Below are 16,860 nucleotides of genomic sequence, written 5' to 3' on the forward strand. Positions count from 1 at the left end.
CACCGGGCCCGCGTATTGGCCGGATATCACCGGCGTATCGCCCGGCCGACTGCGCCGGACGGGTCAACTACGGTGCATGGAGAAGCCCTTGCCGGCTGCTGTCGTTCCCGGCCGGGATGTCCCGGTCTCCTCCCCCGCGCCCCCTGCGAGAGGTGCCCATGCCCCGTCCCCCCGGCCCCGCCGTGCTCGGCGCCCGCCCGTCCGCCCGGCCGGCCGGCGAGGTGCCGCCCGTGCCCCGCCGGCGGCGGCGCACCGGGCTGCGCGTGCTCGTCGCCGCCTCCGTTGTCTGGGGGGTGTTCACGGTGCTGGGGCACCTGCTGAGCGGGCGGTGGTGGCCCTGGCTGCTGGCCGATCTGACGCCTCCCCCGCTGTTCGCCGCGGTGCCGCTGGTCCTGCTCGCGCTGTGCCTGCTCCCCCTCGCACGGGGCGCGCGCAGCCGGCTGGTGCCCCTGCTCGTCGTGGTGCTGCTGGCGGGTGTGCCGAGGGCCGGGCTGCACTGGGGCGCCCTGGTGCCCGGCGGCGGTCCGGACCCCGCACCGCCGGGCGCCCTGAAGGTGTTCTCGTGGAACACGCTGTACTGGGACACCACCGACGACCCGGGCGCCTTTTACCGCTTCCTCGCCTCCCGGGACGCCGATGTCTACCTGCTCCAGGAGTACCTGGCCTGGCGGGACGGCGAGCCGGCCCCCGTGGACCGGCTGGCCCGGCTGCGTGCGGAGTTCCCCGGGTACCGCGTGGTCGTGCTGGGCGAGCTGGTCACGCTGTCGCGCCGTCCGGTGGTGGCGGTGCCGCCGGTGGGGCGGGCACGGGAACTGACCCCGCGCAGCGGCTGGGCCGAGCGCTTCGAGCGGGGCAAGGTGCTGCGCACCGACATCGACGTGGGCGGCACGGTGGTGTCGTTCTACAACGTGCACGTCCCGGTGCAGCTGGACGTCCACCGCTCCGTGCTGAGCGGGGGCTTCTACCGGGTGGTCCGCGACCGGGACGCTCAGCGGCGGGAGCACTACGAGGCCCTGCTGGAGGACGCCCGGGCCAACCGGAACCCGGTGCTGATCTCCGGGGACTTCAACACCACCCCGGCCATGGGCGATCTGCGCGGGCTGCGGTCGGCCTTCCGGGACGCGCTGCCGGCCTCCTCGGGCCTGCTCCCCGGCACCTGGGACGCCGACGGGCCGGCGCTGTGGCGGCTGGACTGGACGTTCACCGGCGGGAGGCTCGCGGTCCACCGCTACGCCTTCGTCCCGCCCGAAGGGCTGTCCGACCACCGGGGGCAGGAGCTGCTGGTCTCCTCTGCGGACGGCGCTCCGGACGGGTGAGCGGGCGCGGGGGCCGCATGCCCCCGCGCCCGGCGGGTCAGCGGCCCGCCTCGTCCAGGCGGCGGCGCTGGTCCGCGTCGAGGGAGAGCGACAGGGCGCCCATGGCCTCCTCGACCTGCGCCACGCCGCTGGCGCCGACGACCGGCAGGACCGGCGGGTCGCTGTCCAGCAGCCAGGCCAGCACCACCTGGTTGACGGTCGCCCCGAGTTCGTCCGCCACGGTGCGCAGCGCGGCGAGCCGGGGCGGGGTGCCGGGGTGGTCGTAGGCGCCGGGGACCTCGACGTCGGAGCGCGTGTAGCCGCCGGCCAGCAGGGCGCTGTAGACCCACAGGCGCAGGTCGCCCTCGGAGCGCACGTAGTCCAGGAGTTCGCCGGTGACGTGGACGTGGGCGGAGGAGGGGAGCGGCATGTCCAGGCGGGGCTGGAGGTAGGAGTACCGGTACTGGAGGTGGCCGTAGCGCGGGCGCTCGCCCGCCAGGGCCCGGGCCCGCTCGACCCGCCACACGGCATGGTTGCTGACGCCCAGTTCCCGGGCCTTGCCGGCGTCGACGAGGTCGGCCAGGGCGGCCACGGTCTCGGCGGGGTCGACCGAGCGGTCCTCGATGTGGGTCCAGTACAGGTCGACCCGGTCGGTGCCGAGCCGCCGCAGGCTGGCCTCAGCCGCCGCGCGGAGGGCCTTGCCCGACAGGCCCTCGGCGTTCTCCAGGCCCGTGCCGGGGACGGCGGGGCGGGCGCCGGCCTTGGTGGCGACCACCAGGTCGTCCCGGTTGCGGCGCTCGGCCATCCAGCGGCCGATGACCGCCTCGCTCTCGTCGCCCGTACCGCCGTCCACCCAGAACGCGTAATTGTTGGCCGTGTCGATCACCGTGCCGCCCAGTTCCGCGAAGCGGTCGAGCACCGCGAACGAGGTGGCCTCGTCGACGGTGGTGCCGAAGGGAAGGGTGCCAAGGGCGATGGTGCGCTGCGGGACTGCCATGGACGCGGTCCTCCTCGGATGAGTCGTCTTTGGACTAGACCATCTTGGATCACCAGGGCGTCCGGGAGGGCGGTTTCCGGCAATCCCGCGGCTCCGTCCGATGTGCAGAATTGGTCTAGTCCTGAATCGGCCATCCGGCATAGCATCGCAGCATCTGCACGCCGCACCACGCACGGTCATGGAAGAACGACGCACGCTCCGGGGGGACGCATGCTGGAGGCGCTGGGGATACGGCAGTCGGCGGAGACGGTCTACCGGCTGATGCTCCAGAGGCCCGAGTTGGGGGTGGACGGCATGGCCCGCCACCTCGACTGGCCCGAGCAGGACGTACGTTCCGCCCTCGCCCACCTCGCCGAGGCGAAGCTGGTGGCCATGGGCGGCGAGGACGCCGACGAGGTCGCCCCCTTCAACCCGGAGGTCGGCTTCTCCTTCCTGCTCGCCCGGGCCGAGGCCGAACTGAGCCGCCGCAGGCGGCAGGTGGAGCTCGCCGAGCGGACGGTGGAGCAGATTCTCGCCACCTTCCCCGAGGGGTGCGACCGGGCCGCCCGCCATGACGTCGTCGACCGCATCCGCGGCGTGGACGCCGTCCGCGAGCGGCTGGAGTCCCTGGCCGCCACGGCCCGCACGGAATGCCTCTCGCTGCTCCCCGGCGGCGCCCAGCTCCCCGACACCATGGACGCCAGCCAGCCGCTGGACGAACTGGCCCTCGCCCGGGGGGTGCGCATCCGCTCCCTGTACCAGGAGAGCTTCCGCAACGACCCGCCCACCCTGGAGTACGTCCGCTGGTACTGCGGCCTCGGCGGCGCCGCGCGCACGGTCCCGGTCGTCCCCATGCTGATGGTGATCGTCGACCGCAAGGCCGCCCTGGTGCCCATGGACCCCCGCGACGGACGCGCGGGGGCGCTGGAGGTCCGCAGCGGCGGCCTGGTCAGCGCCCTGGTGGTGCTCTTCGAGCACCTCTGGGAGTCCGGCACCCCCTTCGGCGAGACACCCCGGCGCGACGCGCACGACCTCTCACCCCAGGAACGCGAGCTCCTGCTGCTCCTGGGGATCGGCAGCACCGACGAGATCGCCGCGCGCAGGCTCGGCGTCTCCCTGCGGACCGTCCGGCGGATGAGCTCCGAGCTGATGTCCCGCCTGGGGGCGCGCAGCCGGTTCGAGGCCGGGGTGCGGGCCGCGAAGGAGGGTTGGCTCTGAGACGAGCGGTCGCTCCGGCGCGCCGAACGGTCGTCACCGTGCGCTGAACGGTCGTCACCTGTCCGTTACCCGGACCGGGGTTCCGCACGGGGCACGGGTCCCCTAGATTTCCTGCGCGTTACACCAGGTGAACCGTGTGACCAGTGAGGGGAACGGACCCGATGTCGACAGAACCCGGGGCGCCGGACGCGCCCGCAGCACCCGAAGCGAGCCCGCCCGCCGTCACCCCGGTCCGCGTGGTCATCGGCCTCTGCCTGGCCGCGCCCTTCGTGGCGATGCTCTGGGTCGGGTCCTACGCGAAGACGGACCCCGAGCTCTTCGGCCTGCCGTTCTTCTACTGGTACCAGATGGCCTGGGTCGTGATCTCGACCGGGCTGACCATGGTGGCCTACACGCTGTGGCGCCGCGACCAGCGCGCACGCACGGGGGGTGCGTCCCGGTGAACGACGGCGTCAACGGCGTGGCACTCGCCGTCTTCGTCTTCTTCTTCGTCCTCGTCACGGTGATGGGCTTCCTCGCCGCACGCTGGCGCAAGGCGGAGAACGAGAACAGCCTCGACGAATGGGGCCTGGGCGGACGGTCCTTCGGCACCTGGGTCACCTGGTTCCTGCTGGGCGGCGACCTCTACACGGCCTACACCTTCGTGGCCGTGCCCGCGGCCATCTACGCGGCCGGGGCGGCCGGCTTCTTCGCCGTGCCCTACACCATCCTGGTCTACCCGCTGATCTTCACCTTCCTGCCCCGCCTGTGGTCGGTCTCCCACCGGCACGGCTACGTCACCACCTCCGACTTCGTCCGCGGCCGCTACGGCTCCAAGGGCCTGTCGCTCGCGGTGGCCCTCACCGGCATCCTGGCCACCATGCCGTACATCGCACTCCAGCTCGTCGGCATCCAGGCGGTGCTGGACGTGATGGGCGTCGGCGGGGGCGAGAGCACCCACTGGTTCGTCAAGGACCTCCCGCTGCTGGTCGCCTTCGGTGTGCTCGCCGCCTACACGTACTCCTCGGGGCTGCGCGCCCCGGCGCTGATCGCCTTCGTCAAGGACACCCTGATCTACCTGGTCATCGCCGTGGCGATCATCTACATCCCCATCAAGCTGGGCGGTTTCGACGCCATCTTCTCCGCGGCCGGGGAGAAGTTCTCCCAGGTGAACGAGGACACCGGCAAGCCCGTGGGCTCCCTGGTGCCCGGCGAGGCGGGCCACTGGGGCTACGCCACGCTGGCACTCGGCTCGGCGCTGGCGCTCTTCATGTACCCCCACTCGATCACCGCGACCCTCTCCTCGCGCAGCCGCGAGGTGATCCGGCGCAACACCACGATCCTGCCGCTGTACTCGCTGATGCTGGGGCTGCTCGCGCTCCTCGGCTTCATGGCCATCGCCGCCGGGGTCAACGTGGCCAACGGCCAGCTGGCCATCCCCCAGCTCTTCGAGAACATGTTCCCCGCCTGGTTCGCGGGGGTCGCCTTCGCCGCCATCGGCATCGGCGCCCTGGTCCCGGCCGCGATCATGTCCATCGCCGCGGCCAACCTCTTCACCCGCAACATCTACAAGGACTTCCTGCGGCCCGACGCGACCCCCGCGCAGGAGACCAAGGTCTCCAAGCTGGTCTCGCTGCTGGTCAAGGTGGGCGCGCTGGCCTTCGTCCTCACCATGGACAAGACCGTGGCGATCAACTTCCAGCTCCTGGGCGGCATCTGGATCCTCCAGACCTTCCCCGCCCTGGTGGGCGGCCTGTTCACCCGCTGGTTCCACCGCTGGGCGCTGATCGGCGGCTGGGCGGTGGGCATGGTCTACGGCACGGCGGCCGCCTACGGCGTCGCGAGCCCCACCCAGAAGCACTTCGGCGGCTCCTCCGCCGCGATCCCCGGAATCGGCGAGATCGGCTACATCGGCCTCACTGCCTTCGTCCTCAACATCGCGGTCACCGTGGTCCTGACCCTGGTGCTGCGGGCGCTCAAGGCTCCCGACGGCGTCGACGAGACGAGCCCCTCCGACTACACCGCGGACGCCGGCGACCCGGGTGTCGCGGCGAAGCTGCCGCCGGCCACGGCGGGCGCACCCGGCGGCCACTGACCGCCGCGGGCCCGGCCGAGGGCCGCCGCCTCCCACCGGGGACGCGGCGGCCCTCGGCCGTTCCGGTGATGCACACTGCCCTGCATGGACTGCATGGACATCACCATCAGGCGCGTCGAACCACGGGAGTTCACCGCACTGGGAGAACTGACCGCACGGGCGTACCTCGACGGCGGGCTGCTCGACTTCGGCGAGCGGGACCCCTATCTGGAGGTCCTGCGGGACGTCGCGGGCCGGGCTGCGCAGAGCGAGGTCTACGTGGCCGTGGACGGGGACGGCCGCCTGCTCGGCGGTGTCGCCTTCGTCCCCGCGGGCGGCCCCTACGCCGACATCGCCCGCCCCGGCGAGGCGGAGTTCCGGACCCTCGCGGTCGCCGAGGAGGCCCGCGGGCGCGGGGTGGGCGAGGCGCTGGTGCGCACCTGTGTCGCCCGTGCGAGGTCCGTTCCCGGATGCGTGCGGCTGGTCCTGTCGACCCAGCACGCCATGCGCCCGGCGCAGCGGATGTACGAGCGCCTGGGCTTCGTACGCACCCCCAAGCGGGACTGGACCCCGATCCCCGCGGTGCCCCTGCTCACCTACGCGCTGGAGCTCTGAGCACCGGCGCCCCGCACGGGCCGGCCCGGCCCCCTCTGCCGGGCAGACACAACATGTGGGGGTGGCGCAGCAAGCCGCCCCCCACATGTATGCTCATCCCGCTGTCGTCGCAGGGGAATCCGGTGGGACTCCGGGACTGTCCCGCAACGGTGTGCGCGGCAGGCCCTGCCTGCCCGCGAGTCCGAGGACCTGCCGACGGTGCGCCCGGTGCGACCGCTCCGGGCGCCCAGACGTCCGGGCCTCGCGGTTGGGCCGGTGGACGCCGTGCACCCCTGCCCGCACGCGCGGGCCCGCATGCGCGGCCTCTTCCTCCGCCGCCTGGCCCCGTGCCGAGCGAGGGAGAGCACCACGTGACCATCGCGCCAGCCGATCCGGTCTCAGAGACGCGGAACGACGGACCCGGGACCGCGCTGCTGCGGGTCCTCACGGACCTGACCGCGGATCTGCCCGACACCGACCCCGGCAGGGTGGCGGCCGCCGCGCTGCGCGGGCGACACGCGGGATCGGACGAGGCCGAGCTCCGCTCGCTCGCCACCGAGGCCGCCGCCGGCCTGATCTCCGAGGACCCGGCCTACTCCCGGCTGGCGGCACGGCTGCTCACCCTGAGCATCGCCGAGGAGGCGGCCGGGGAGGGCTCGGTCTCCTTCTCCGCCTCGGTCGCGGTCGGCCACCGCGAGGGGCTGATCGCCGACGGCACCGCTGCGTTCGCCGCGCGCCACGCCGCCCGGCTGGACGCACTGGCCGACCCCGCGGCCGACGACCGCTTCGGCTACTTCGGTCTGCGCACCCTCTACAGCCGGTACCTGCTGCGGCACCCCATCACCCGGAACGTCATCGAGACGCCCCAGTTCTTCATGCTCCGCGTCGCCGCGGGGCTCGCCGAGGCGACGGACTCCCCCGAGGGGGAGGCCCGCGCGGTGGACGAGGTCGCGGCGCTCTACGGGCTGATGAGCCGCCTGGACTACCTGCCGTCCTCCCCCACCCTGTTCAACTCCGGCACCCGGCACCCGCAGATGTCCTCCTGCTACCTGCTGGACTCGCCGCTGGACGAGCTGGACTCGATCTACGAGCGCTACCACCAGGTCGCCCGGCTGTCGAAGCACGCCGGCGGCATCGGGCTGCCCTACTCCCGCATCCGCGCCCGCGGTTCCCTGATCCGGGGCACCAACGGGCACTCCAACGGGATCGTGCCGTTCCTGAAGACCCTGGACGCCTCGGTGGCCGCGGTGAACCAGGGCGGCCGGCGCAAGGGCGCGGCCGCGATCTACCTGGAGACCTGGCACGCGGACGTCGAGGAGTTCCTGGAACTGCGCGACAACACCGGCGAGGACGCGCGGCGCACCCACAACCTCAACCTCGCGCACTGGATCCCGGACGAGTTCATGCGCCGGGTCGAGGCCGACGCCGAGTGGTCGCTGTTCTCCCCCTCCGACGTGCCCGAGCTGGTGGACCTGTGGGGTGCGGACTTCGACGCCGCCTACCGCCGGGCGGAGGCCGCGGGGCTGGCCCGCCGCACCCTCCCGGCGCGGGAGCTGTACGGCCGGATGATGCGCACCCTCGCGCAGACCGGCAACGGCTGGATGACGTTCAAGGACGCCTCCAACCGCACCGCCAACCAGACGGCCGAGCCGGGGCGCGTGGTGCACTCCTCGAACCTGTGCACCGAGATCCTGGAGGTCACCGACGACGGCGAGACCGCCGTCTGCAACCTCGGCTCGGTCAACCTCGGCGCGTTCGTCGACACCGCGGCCGGGGACGTGGACTGGGAGCGCCTGGACGCCGCCGTCCGCACCGCCGTCACCTTCCTCGACCGGGTCGTGGACATCAACTTCTACCCGACCGAGCAGGCGGGACGCTCCAACGCCCGCTGGCGGCCGGTGGGCCTGGGCGCCATGGGCCTGCAGGACGTGTTCTTCCGGCTGCGGCTGCCCTTCGACTCGCCCGAGGCCCGGGCGCTGTCCACGAGGATCGCCGAGCGCATCATGCTCGCGGCCTACGAGGCGTCCTGCGACCTGGCCGAGCGCAACGGCCCGCTGCCCGCCTGGTCCGAGACCCGCACCGCGCGCGGTGTGCTGCACCCCGACCACTACGGCACCGAGCTGAACTGGCCGGAGCGCTGGGAGGCGCTGCGCGCGCGGATCGCGGAGAAGGGGATGCGCAACTCGCTGCTGCTGGCCATCGCGCCGACGGCGACGATCGCCTCCATCGCCGGCGTCTACGAGTGCATCGAGCCCCAGGTCTCCAACCTCTTCAAGCGCGAGACGCTGTCGGGCGAGTTCCTCCAGGTGAACACCTACCTGGTGGAGGACCTGAAGCGGCTGGGCGTGTGGGACGCGCAGACCCGTGAGGCGCTGCGCGAGTCGAACGGCTCGGTCCAGGGCTTCACCTGGGTGCCGGAGGACGTCCGGGCGCTGTACCGCACGGCGTGGGAGATCCCGCAGCGCGGCCTGATCGACATGGCGGCGGCCCGTACGCCGTTCCTGGACCAGAGCCAGTCGCTGAACCTGTTCCTGGAGACGCCGACGATCGGCAAGCTCTCCTCGATGTACGCCTACGCCTGGAAGCAGGGTCTGAAGACCACCTACTACCTGCGTTCCCGTCCGGCCACCCGCATCGCCCGTGCGGCGCGCGCCGCCGTCCCCGTCCAGCAGACCGCCGACCCCGACGCCGTCGCCTGCTCCCTGGAAAACCCCGAGTCCTGCGAGGCCTGCCAGTAATGTCCACCCCCGGCACCACGAAGAACCTGCTCGACCCGGGCTTCGAGCTGACCCTGCGCCCCATGCGCTATCCGGACTTCTACGAGCGCTACCGCGACGCGATCAAGAACACCTGGACGGTGGAGGAGGTCGACCTCCACTCCGACGTCACCGACCTGGGCAAGCTGACCCCGGCGGAGCAGCACCTGATCGGCCGGCTGGTCGCCTTCTTCGCGACGGGCGACTCGATCGTGGCGAACAACCTCGTGCTGACGCTGTACAAGCACATCAACTCCCCCGAGGCGCGCCTGTACCTCTCGCGCCAGCTGTTCGAGGAGGCCGTGCACGTCCAGTTCTACCTGACGCTCCTCGACACCTACCTCCCCGATCCAGAGGACCGGGCCGCGGCCTTCGCCGCCGTGGAGAACATCCCCTCCATCCGGGAGAAGGCGCAGTTCTGCTTCCGCTGGATGGACCACGTCGAGGAGGTCGACAGCCTCCGGACCCAGGAGGACCGCCGCCGCTTCCTGCTGAACCTGATCTGCTTCGCGGCGTGCATCGAGGGCCTGTTCTTCTACGGTGCCTTCGCCTACGTGTACTGGTTCCGCTCGCGCGGTCTTCTGCACGGCCTGGCCACCGGCACCAACTGGGTGTTCCGCGACGAGACGATGCACATGAACTTCGCCTTCGAGGTCGTGGACACCGTCCGCAAGGAGGAGCCGGAGCTCTTCGACGACTCCCTCCGCCAGCAGGTCACCGACATGCTCAAGGAGGCCGTCGAGGCGGAGCTGCAGTTCGGCCGCGACCTGTGCGGGGACGGGCTGCCGGGCATGAACACCGAGTCGATGCGCGAGTACCTGGAGTGCGTGGCCGACCAGCGGCTGGTGCGGCTCGGCTTCGCCCCGGTGTACGGCTCGCAGAACCCGTTCTCCTTCATGGAACTCCAGGGCGTCCAGGAGCTGACCAACTTCTTCGAGCGCCGCCCGTCCGCCTACCAGGTGGCGGTGGAGGGCACCGTCGGCTTCGACGACGACTTCTGATCCGGTCCCCCGCCGCGGCGGCCCGCGCCTCCCACGGGGGGAGGCGCGGGCCGCCGCGGCGCGTCGGGGGGAGGGCCCGCGGCCCGGTCAGATGCCGCAGGCGGAGGCGGACCAGTAGCGGGACGAGCGGTGGTCGAGATGGGTGTGGTCGCCGTGGCCGGGGTAGCCCGGGCCGAGGATGCCGTTGAAGCCGTGGTTGCGCGCCGCCCGGGCGAGGGTGCACAGCGAGTGGGACCCGGAGCCGAGGTCGGCGGCGTCGCCGTACAGATGGCGGCTGTTGGTGGCCCCGCCCACCGCGCTGTTGCAGCTCTTGGAGCGGAAACCGCTGGTCACCCGGATCGGCTGGTCGCCGAGGGCGTGCCGCAGGGCCTCCAGTTTCCACATGGTGCGCAGCGCGTTGGACCTGGCCGTCGCGGCACTGACCGCGCCGCCCGACCAGGTGGAGTTGCAGCGGTTCAGTTCCGCGTAGCTGAAGTGCGCCGGCGTGCAGTCGCCGTCCTGGAGCTGGTAGATCTTGCCGAAGGTGGCCGGGCCGGCGACGCCGTCGGCGGCGAGGCCGTAGGCGGCCTGGAAGCGCCTGACGGCCGCGGCGGTGGCAGGCCCGTAGGAGCCGTCGATCGCGAGGACGGCGCCGGTCCCCGGGTACCCGGCGACGCGGATCTGGAGCTGGGCGACGTCCGATCCGGAGGCGCCCTGGGAGAGCGTGCGCGGCCAGGTGTAGCAGCTGTCGGCCCTGGCCGTCCCTGCGGTGGCCGCCATACCGGCGAACCCGATAGTCGTGAGCATGACAATTGAGAGCAGAAGGCGTGCCGTACGTCTCAGCATGGCGTCTCCCTGCCGTGAAATCGGTGTACCGACGAGACTGGCGTGGCGGTCGACGCGCGTCAACAGCGCCCGGGAAACTGCCGGTTGTCCGCCCGACGACACCCGGGTGACGCACCCGGGCGGGGCCGCCCGTCATGGGCGGCCCCGCCCGGGGAGGGGTCAGTCGTTCGCCACGACCGGGTAGCGCGGGGTCCCCTCCGCCATCTGCTTCAGGGCGTCCTTGCGCTCCCGCTTGGAGAGCCGGTCGATGTACAGGTACCCGTACAGGTGGTCGGTCTCGTGCTGCAGGCAGCGGGCGAAGTAGCCGGTGCCCCGGACCTTGATCGGGTTGCCCCGCAGGTCCTGGCCGCGGACCACCGCGTAGTCGGGACGGGCGAGCGAGGCGTAGGCCGTCGGCACCGACAGGCAGCCCTCGTTGGAGTCGTCCAGCCGCCGCTGCTCCGCCGGCAGCTCCTCCAGCACCGGGTTGCACACCACGCCGACGTGGCGCACGCCGTCGTCGTCGGGGCAGTCGTAGACGAAGACCTTCAGGTCGACGCCGATCTGGTTGGCCGCGAGCCCCACACCCTCCGCGGTCCGCTGGCTGGCGAACATGTCGTCGACGAGCGCGGCGAGCGAGTCGTCGAACCCGGTGACGTCCTTGCACTCCTTGTGGAGGACCGGGTTGCCCACGACCGTGATCGGACGCGAGGTGCCGCGCTCGCGGTGGGCGAGCTCACGCTCCTCGCAGTCCTCCGTGTCCACGACGAAGCCCTCTTCGTCGACCCTCTGGTCCGTCCCCTGCTGCGACGCCATGTCAGCCGTACGCCCTTCTCCGCTGTGGGAGTACTCATGTACCCGATGCCCGACGCGCTTCCCGGACCCGTGCCGGTCACGCTGTGTCGGTACAGCCTACGGGCAGGCGTCAGCAGACTTCCTCGAGATCCCGCCACGCGCGGGTGTCCGGGCTGTCGGCCACCCAGCCGTCCAGCAGCCCCCGCACCAGTCCCGCGGGTGCCGCTATCCCGCACTCCCGCTCCGGGGACCACAGCTCCCCCGCCGTGCGGTGGCCCAGCGGCCCGGGGTGCCCCGGCTCGCTGTGGTCGTGCGGGTCCAGGTGCTCGCCCTCGCCCTCCGCGCTCGGCATCCGCCCCTCGGAGCAGGACCGGCACAGCAGCCGCACCGAGGAGGACCAGTCCTCCGCGGCGAAGCCCGCGTCGGCGGCCAGCTTCTCCAGCGCGTCCCGGTCGGCCTCGGTGGCGGCCTCCAGCAGCACCACCCAGGTGGGCACCGGTGAGGGGGCCCACAGCTCGATCTCGTCGAAGACGGGGTACGAGGGGCCCGCACTGGTCGTGCGCTCGCCGTTGGGCACCCCGTCGTGCAGGACGACCTCGCCCCAGCGGCGCCCCGAGGACGGCAGCGGGATGGACAGCACCTCGATGCGGGCCGGGTCCAGCCTGCGGCCCCACACCACCTCGGCCTCGCCCTCGGGCGACAGGCGCACCGCGGCGCTGCCGAGGTCCATGCCGACCGGCGCACCGCCGGCCGCGGCCGGGTTGCCGCCCGCGGAGCGCGAGGGGACACCCGGGACCTTCAGCCCGTACGCCTGCCACGCGCGGCGGGCGAGCGGCCAGTCCTGGAGCGCGGTCGCCGCGATGCCGACGTTCCACCAGTCGGGGGCGCCCGACTCCTTGTCCAGCAGGGCCACCGCCCGCAGACCGGCGGCGCGCGCCTGCTCCCAGTCGTGGCGGAACTTGTGCAGCAGGGCCAGGTTGAACCAGGACTCCGAGAGCCAGGGCTCCAGGTCCGCCGCCTTCGTCAGCAGGGCGCCCGCGTCCTCGTACCGGCCGTCGCCGATCAGCGTGAACGCGCGGTCGGTGGCCTGCCGCCACGAGGCGGAGGGCCGATGCCGTACCTTCCCGAAGATCCTCACGATTCCCGCCTGCCGGTCGCTCGGGCCAGTGCCCCCGGACGCATGCCTGTGTGCGCCTGCTGCCAGTGCCTTCTTTCGCATCCAACCATGCCCGGTCGGGGCCTCGCTCATTACCCGTGGGTTACCCCGGTGGACCCCGGAGCGGGACCGGGCCCCACGCGGCGCGCGGCCCCGGTCAGCGGGCCCCGGCCGCCGCGGTGCGGGGGCGGGCTCAGCGCCTTCCCCCCGCCCCGGCCGACTCGCCCAGGACCCGGGCCAGGCTCTCCACCACCTCCGGAGCGAAGTCCCGCCCGGTCCCCAGGCGCAACTGCTCCAGAGCGGCGAGTGCCCCGCCCGCACTGCCTCCGCTTCCCCCGGAGAGGTCCTCGTATGCGTTGGCGGCGCGCACGATCCTGGCGGCCGGGCACTGCTCCCGGTAGGGGTCGGCCTGCTGCTCCACCACGGCCGCCACCCCCGCGGGAACCCCGGTGCGGCGCACCACCGCTCCGCCGAGCAGGGCTATCCGGCGCTGCTCGGCGCGCGGCAGCAGGACGGTGGCCCCTCCCGGCACCGGGTCGACCAGCGACAGCTGCCCGATGTCGTGCATCAGCGCGGCGTACTCCAGCACGGCGAGTTCGTGCCCGGGCAGACGGAGCTCCCGGCCGACGGCCAGGCTGAGTTCGGCGACCCGGCGGGCGTGGCCGGCCGGGGTGTGGCCGCCGATCTCGGTCGCCCGGGCCAGCGAGGCGATGGTCTGCCGGTAGGTGGTGCGTGCGGCCGCGCAGCGGCGGAAGGAGAGCTGGGTCAGCAGCAGCGGCAGGCAGAACACCGGCAGCGCCCACAGCCCGGCCGCCCCGGCGGCGAGCGCCAGGACGGCGGCCGCCGCACCGACCGCGGCACCGGTCCCCCCGAGGGCGCGCAGCTCCTCGCGCAGGACCGGGCCGTACGGGCCCCCGGTGCGCGCCCGCAGGAGCGCGGCGGCCAGCACGGCGTCGCACAGCACCGCGAGCCCCGCCACGAGCAGGACCGGCAGCGCGGGAGCAGGTCCGCGCCCGACCGTGTTCACGAACTCCCCGGCGGTGGGGAGCGCCGCGCAGCAGACGCCCGCGAAGGCCGTCGTCAGCACCCGGCGCACCGCGTGGTCCGGCGCCCCCGGCTCCCCGCGGGCCGCCTGCGGCACGGCGCCCACCAGGACCGCGGCCAGCACGACGGCCACGGCCTGCAGGGCGCCGTGGGCGGCGCTCTCCCCGGCGCTCCCCGCCAGCAGCGCGTAGGCGAGCGCGGCGGCCGCCCCCAGCGGGGCGGGTTCCCTGCCCAGCGGCTCGTGCAGCGGGTACGGGGCGCCGGAGGCCGCGGGCCGGCGGGCGAGTTCCCCGGCGGCCGCGAGGAGCCCGAAGGCGAGCGCGGTCCCCGGCTCGGCCGGCCCGTGGCGGGCGATCCACAGCAGCGCCAGGACGGCGGTGCACAGCGCCGCCGCGCGGAGCAGGGGGACCACCGCCGCGGGGAGCGGGCCCCCACGGCCGTCCCGGGCACGGGCGGTCATCCGGCCGGCACCCCGCGCGGGCCGGGGCGGGCGGCGGGCGGTACCGCCTCGTCCGAGGTCACGGCCGTCTGCCAGCCCTCCCGCTGCACGGCCCGGGTCAGCGCCCGGACCATCCGCGGGTCGAACTGGGTGCCCGCACAGCGCCCCAGCTCCTCCAGTGCCTCCGGCACGGGGCGGGCCCGCCGGTAGGAGCGGGTGGAGGTCATGGCGTCGAAGGCGTCGGCGACGGCGACCACGCGGGCCGCCTCCGGGATCGCCTCCCCGGCGAGTCCGTAGGGGTACCCGGTGCCGTCCAGACGCTCGTGGTGGTGCAGGATCGCCTCCCTCGCCTCCCCGAGGAAGCCGATGCCCCGCACGATCTCGTGCCCGTACTCCGGATGCAGCTCCACGGTCCGGCGCTCCGCGGGCGTCAGGGGGCCGTCCTTGCGCAGCACCCGGGTCGGGACGCCGAGCTTGCCGACGTCGTGGAGGATCCCGGCGAACCGGATGGTCTCCAGCCGCTCCTCCCCGAGCCCCAGTTCCCCGGCGATCAGCGCCGAGGCGCGGCCCACCCGCTCGCCGTGCCCCCGGGTGTACCGGTCCTTGAGGTCCACCGCCTGGACCAGCGCGCGAATGGTCGCCTGGTGCGCTGCCCGCTCGCGGTGGTACTGGGCGAAGGTCCGGCAGGAGAGGTACACGGGAGGCAGCACCATCAGCGCCGCCGGTGGCCCGTACGGGCTCTTCCACAGCACGGCCATCGTCAGTCCGGCCAGTCCGTGGACGCAGTGGGGGGCGGGCGAGGGCAGGAGCGGGCGCCGGGCACCGGGCGGCACGCGCTCGGCGGCCGCCCGGACCACGGCGTCCAGCACCGCGGCCACGAGGCAGAAGACGAGCACCGCGGCGAGCGCGGGGGCCAGCACCCAGGGGAAGTCCGCGGCGCCGAGGGAGCGTTCGGGCCCGGGGCGCAGCCGCCCGTACACCGCCGCGGCCGCACCCGTGGCCAGACCCAGGCGGGCCGCGCGCCACGCGCGCCGCAGTCGGGGACCGGGCTCCTCGGCGCCTCCCGCCAGGGAGCCGGGGACGGCGACCAGCACGGCGGCGGACGGGGGCAGCAGGAAGGCGGCGGCCAGCAGCACGGGGAAGAAGGAGCCCGCCCCGACGGGAGGGAAGCGGCCCGCCGCGGTGCCGCGGGAGGGCAGCTCGCACAGGGCGTGGACCGCCGCGAGCAGCCCGACCGCCGCCCAGGGCACCGCCGGGTCCCCGGCCGCCGGTGCCGCACAGGCCCCGGCGGCGAGGACGACACCGGTGACGACGGCACGGGCCGCCTTCGGAATGGCCGTCACTGCCCCCACGTCCCCCTCGACTTCCGGCGCCACACCACGGGATGACGTCATCCCGTGGATCGGCGCGCGGCGTCGGACGAGGTGCACCGCACGGTGGGGGCGCCCCCGTACCGGGGTGCGTCCGGGCGGTGCGCCGACGCGGCGGGGAGCCGTGGGCGTCCTCGCGGACCCGCCGGGGATGACGTGACAGACCCTAGGCGGCGCCGGGGGCGCGGGGGTACGCGAGCGGGGGCAATAGGCCCGTACGGGTGATACCGGCGCGTACGGGGCACGGGGCGCCGTGGTGGCGCTCCGCCGGAGCGGCCGTGCCCCGGTGCGGGGCCCCCGCGGGCAGGGACCGCGGGGACGCGGTCACTCCTGGGCGGTGGCGACGTCCTGGTCGGGCACGGCCTGGCCGGACCGGATCAGGTCGATGCGGCCCATCACCTTGGCCCGCAGGTCCGCGGGCACGTCGTCCTGACCGCAGCAGCGCTTGACCAGCTTCTTCACCGCCTGCTCCAGGCCGTACTTCTCCAGGCACGGGGAGCACTCCTCGAAGTGCACCTCGAACTTGGTGCAGTCGCTGTCGGGCATCTCGTGGTCGAGGAACTCGTAGAGGTGGTCCAGGACCTCAGAGCAGTCCGTCTCATGCGGCTCTCCGCAGCTCATGAGCCCGAGCCTTTCGCGTCGTTCGACTCCCCCGCACCGGCCGGGACGAGCCCGCGCTCGCGGGCGTAGTCCTCCAGCATGCCGCGCAGCTGGCGGCGGCCGCGGTGCAGGCGGGACATCACCGTACCGATGGGTGTCCCCATGATGTCCGCGATCTCCTTGTACGCAAACCCCTCGACGTCGGCCAGGTAGACCGCGATCCGGAACTCCTCCGGAATCGCCTGCAGGGCCTCCTTGACGTCGGAGTCCGGCAGGTGGTCCATGGCCTGGGACTCGGCGGAGCGCAGACCGGTCGACATGTGCGACTCGGCACGGGCCAGCTGCCAGTCCTCGATCTCCTCCGCGGCGCTGCGCTGGGGCTCGCGCTGCTTCTTGCGGTAGGAGTTGATGAACGTGTTGGTGAGGATCCGGTACAGCCACGCCTTGAGGTTGGTCCCCTCGCGGAACTGGTGGAACGAGCCGTACGCCTTGGCGTACGTCTCCTGCACGAGGTCCTCCGCGTCCGCCGGGTTGCGGGTCATCCGCAGTGCGGCGGAGTACATCTGGTCGAGGTACCCGAGGGCATCGCGCTCGAACCGCGCGTTGCGCTCGCCGGCCGTCTCCCGGGGCCGCGGCGCGCCGCCCTCGTCGGTCCCTGCGTCGGTCCCAGTGACCGGACCCACCTCCTCCAACGCCGTGGCGGAGCCGAGACCGGACCCGCTCGAATCGGAGAATAGTCGACCTTGGTCCGCGGGGGCC

The 16,860-nt window shown here is 73.5% G+C and carries 15 protein-coding genes and 1 riboswitch; of the genes, 7 read left to right on the forward strand and 8 right to left on the reverse strand.

Features of this window, described 5'->3' with window-relative positions; translation table 11 throughout:
• Positions 1-158: 158 nt before the first annotated feature.
• Complete coding sequence (locus NPS70_RS14315) at positions 159-1,316, forward strand: endonuclease/exonuclease/phosphatase family protein (RefSeq protein WP_256524601.1); 1,158 nt, start codon at positions 159-161, stop codon at positions 1,314-1,316.
• 37 nt (positions 1,317-1,353) lie between these two features.
• Here NPS70_RS14315 and NPS70_RS14320 read toward each other — a convergent pair whose 3' ends face one another.
• On the reverse strand, positions 1,354-2,292 hold the full coding sequence (locus NPS70_RS14320; RefSeq protein ID WP_256524602.1) for an aldo/keto reductase: 939 nt from the start codon (positions 2,290-2,292) through the stop codon (positions 1,354-1,356).
• A 210-nt stretch (positions 2,293-2,502) separates the two neighbouring features.
• On the opposite strand from NPS70_RS14320, the gene NPS70_RS14325 reads away from it, so the two are divergent.
• From NPS70_RS14325 to NPS70_RS14350, 6 genes are all read left to right on the forward strand, one after another.
• Positions 2,503-3,489 (forward strand): helix-turn-helix transcriptional regulator, encoded by a 987-nt coding sequence (locus NPS70_RS14325; protein ID WP_256524603.1) that lies wholly within the window; start codon positions 2,503-2,505, stop codon positions 3,487-3,489.
• Between the two features lie 161 nt (positions 3,490-3,650).
• Complete coding sequence (locus NPS70_RS14330; RefSeq protein ID WP_256524604.1) at positions 3,651-3,932, forward strand: DUF3311 domain-containing protein; 282 nt, start codon at positions 3,651-3,653, stop codon at positions 3,930-3,932.
• Entirely contained in the window at positions 3,929-5,563 is a 1,635-nt protein-coding gene (gene mctP, locus NPS70_RS14335) for a monocarboxylate uptake permease MctP (protein ID WP_256524605.1), read from the forward strand. Before NPS70_RS14330 ends, mctP begins: the two co-directional genes overlap by 4 nt.
• A gap of 93 nt (positions 5,564-5,656) precedes the next feature.
• Complete coding sequence (locus NPS70_RS14340) at positions 5,657-6,157, forward strand: GNAT family N-acetyltransferase (protein WP_256524831.1); 501 nt, start codon at positions 5,657-5,659, stop codon at positions 6,155-6,157.
• Positions 6,158-6,270: 113 nt separating this feature from the next.
• A riboswitch (cobalamin riboswitch) is annotated at positions 6,271-6,347 on the forward strand.
• 160 nt (positions 6,348-6,507) lie between these two features.
• Positions 6,508-8,874: a ribonucleoside-diphosphate reductase subunit alpha gene (locus NPS70_RS14345; protein WP_256524606.1), complete on the forward strand. Its 2,367-nt coding sequence runs from the start codon at positions 6,508-6,510 to the stop codon at positions 8,872-8,874.
• Entirely contained in the window at positions 8,874-9,893 is a 1,020-nt protein-coding gene (locus NPS70_RS14350; RefSeq protein ID WP_256524607.1) for a ribonucleotide-diphosphate reductase subunit beta, read from the forward strand. The genes NPS70_RS14345 and NPS70_RS14350 overlap by 1 nt, the downstream gene beginning before the upstream one ends.
• Positions 9,894-9,980: 87 nt before the next feature.
• Here the strand turns inward: NPS70_RS14350 and NPS70_RS14355 are convergent, their stop codons facing one another.
• The 7 genes from NPS70_RS14355 to NPS70_RS14385 form a co-directional block, all read right to left on the reverse strand.
• A complete protein-coding gene (locus NPS70_RS14355) occupies positions 9,981-10,718 on the reverse strand; it encodes a D-Ala-D-Ala carboxypeptidase family metallohydrolase (protein ID WP_256524608.1) in 738 nt (245 codons plus the stop codon).
• Between the two features lie 159 nt (positions 10,719-10,877).
• A complete protein-coding gene (gene def, locus NPS70_RS14360; protein ID WP_256524609.1) occupies positions 10,878-11,513 on the reverse strand; it encodes a peptide deformylase in 636 nt (211 codons plus the stop codon).
• Between the two features lie 109 nt (positions 11,514-11,622).
• Positions 11,623-12,630: a hypothetical protein gene (locus NPS70_RS14365; RefSeq protein WP_256524610.1), complete on the reverse strand. Its 1,008-nt coding sequence runs from the start codon at positions 12,628-12,630 to the stop codon at positions 11,623-11,625.
• Between the two features lie 211 nt (positions 12,631-12,841).
• On the reverse strand, positions 12,842-14,152 hold the full coding sequence (locus NPS70_RS14370; RefSeq protein WP_256524611.1) for an HD-GYP domain-containing protein: 1,311 nt from the start codon (positions 14,150-14,152) through the stop codon (positions 12,842-12,844).
• Positions 14,149-15,474, reverse strand: a complete 1,326-nt coding sequence (locus tag NPS70_RS14375; protein ID WP_256524612.1) for an HD-GYP domain-containing protein — start codon at positions 15,472-15,474, stop codon at positions 14,149-14,151. The genes NPS70_RS14370 and NPS70_RS14375 overlap by 4 nt, the downstream gene beginning before the upstream one ends.
• Before the next feature lie 351 nt (positions 15,475-15,825).
• Complete coding sequence (gene rsrA, locus NPS70_RS14380) at positions 15,826-16,122, reverse strand: mycothiol system anti-sigma-R factor (RefSeq protein WP_187742314.1); 297 nt, start codon at positions 16,120-16,122, stop codon at positions 15,826-15,828.
• Positions 16,119-16,784 carry a sigma-70 family RNA polymerase sigma factor gene (locus NPS70_RS14385; RefSeq protein WP_256524832.1) on the reverse strand — a complete coding sequence of 222 codons (666 nt, stop codon included), beginning with the start codon at positions 16,782-16,784 and terminating at the stop codon, positions 16,119-16,121. The genes rsrA and NPS70_RS14385 overlap by 4 nt, the downstream gene beginning before the upstream one ends.
• Between the last annotated feature and the right edge of the window lie 76 nt (positions 16,785-16,860).

The organism is Streptomyces sp. C10-9-1 (assembly GCF_024497955.1).
GTDB classification, from domain to species: domain Bacteria; phylum Actinomycetota; class Actinomycetes; order Streptomycetales; family Streptomycetaceae; genus Streptomyces; species Streptomyces sanyensis.

Bases quoted from the DNA above. Each gene is read 5' to 3' on its own strand.
- NPS70_RS14350 (WP_256524607.1), top strand. From the start codon at position 8,874: ATGTCCACCCCCGGCACCACGAAGAACCTGCTCGACCCGGGCTTCGAG.
- NPS70_RS14315 (WP_256524601.1), top strand. From the start codon at position 159: ATGCCCCGTCCCCCCGGCCCCGCCGTGCTCGGCGCCCGCCCGTCCGCC.
- NPS70_RS14325 (WP_256524603.1), top strand. From the start codon at position 2,503: ATGCTGGAGGCGCTGGGGATACGGCAGTCGGCGGAGACGGTCTACCGG.
- NPS70_RS14355 (WP_256524608.1), bottom strand. From the start codon at position 10,718: ATGCTGAGACGTACGGCACGCCTTCTGCTCTCAATTGTCATGCTCACG.
- NPS70_RS14340 (WP_256524831.1), top strand. From the start codon at position 5,657: ATGGACATCACCATCAGGCGCGTCGAACCACGGGAGTTCACCGCACTG.
- def (WP_256524609.1), bottom strand. From the start codon at position 11,513: ATGGCGTCGCAGCAGGGGACGGACCAGAGGGTCGACGAAGAGGGCTTC.
- NPS70_RS14330 (WP_256524604.1), top strand. From the start codon at position 3,651: ATGTCGACAGAACCCGGGGCGCCGGACGCGCCCGCAGCACCCGAAGCG.
- NPS70_RS14370 (WP_256524611.1), bottom strand. From the start codon at position 14,152: ATGACCGCCCGTGCCCGGGACGGCCGTGGGGGCCCGCTCCCCGCGGCG.
- NPS70_RS14320 (WP_256524602.1), bottom strand. From the start codon at position 2,292: ATGGCAGTCCCGCAGCGCACCATCGCCCTTGGCACCCTTCCCTTCGGC.
- rsrA (WP_187742314.1), bottom strand. From the start codon at position 16,122: ATGAGCTGCGGAGAGCCGCATGAGACGGACTGCTCTGAGGTCCTGGAC.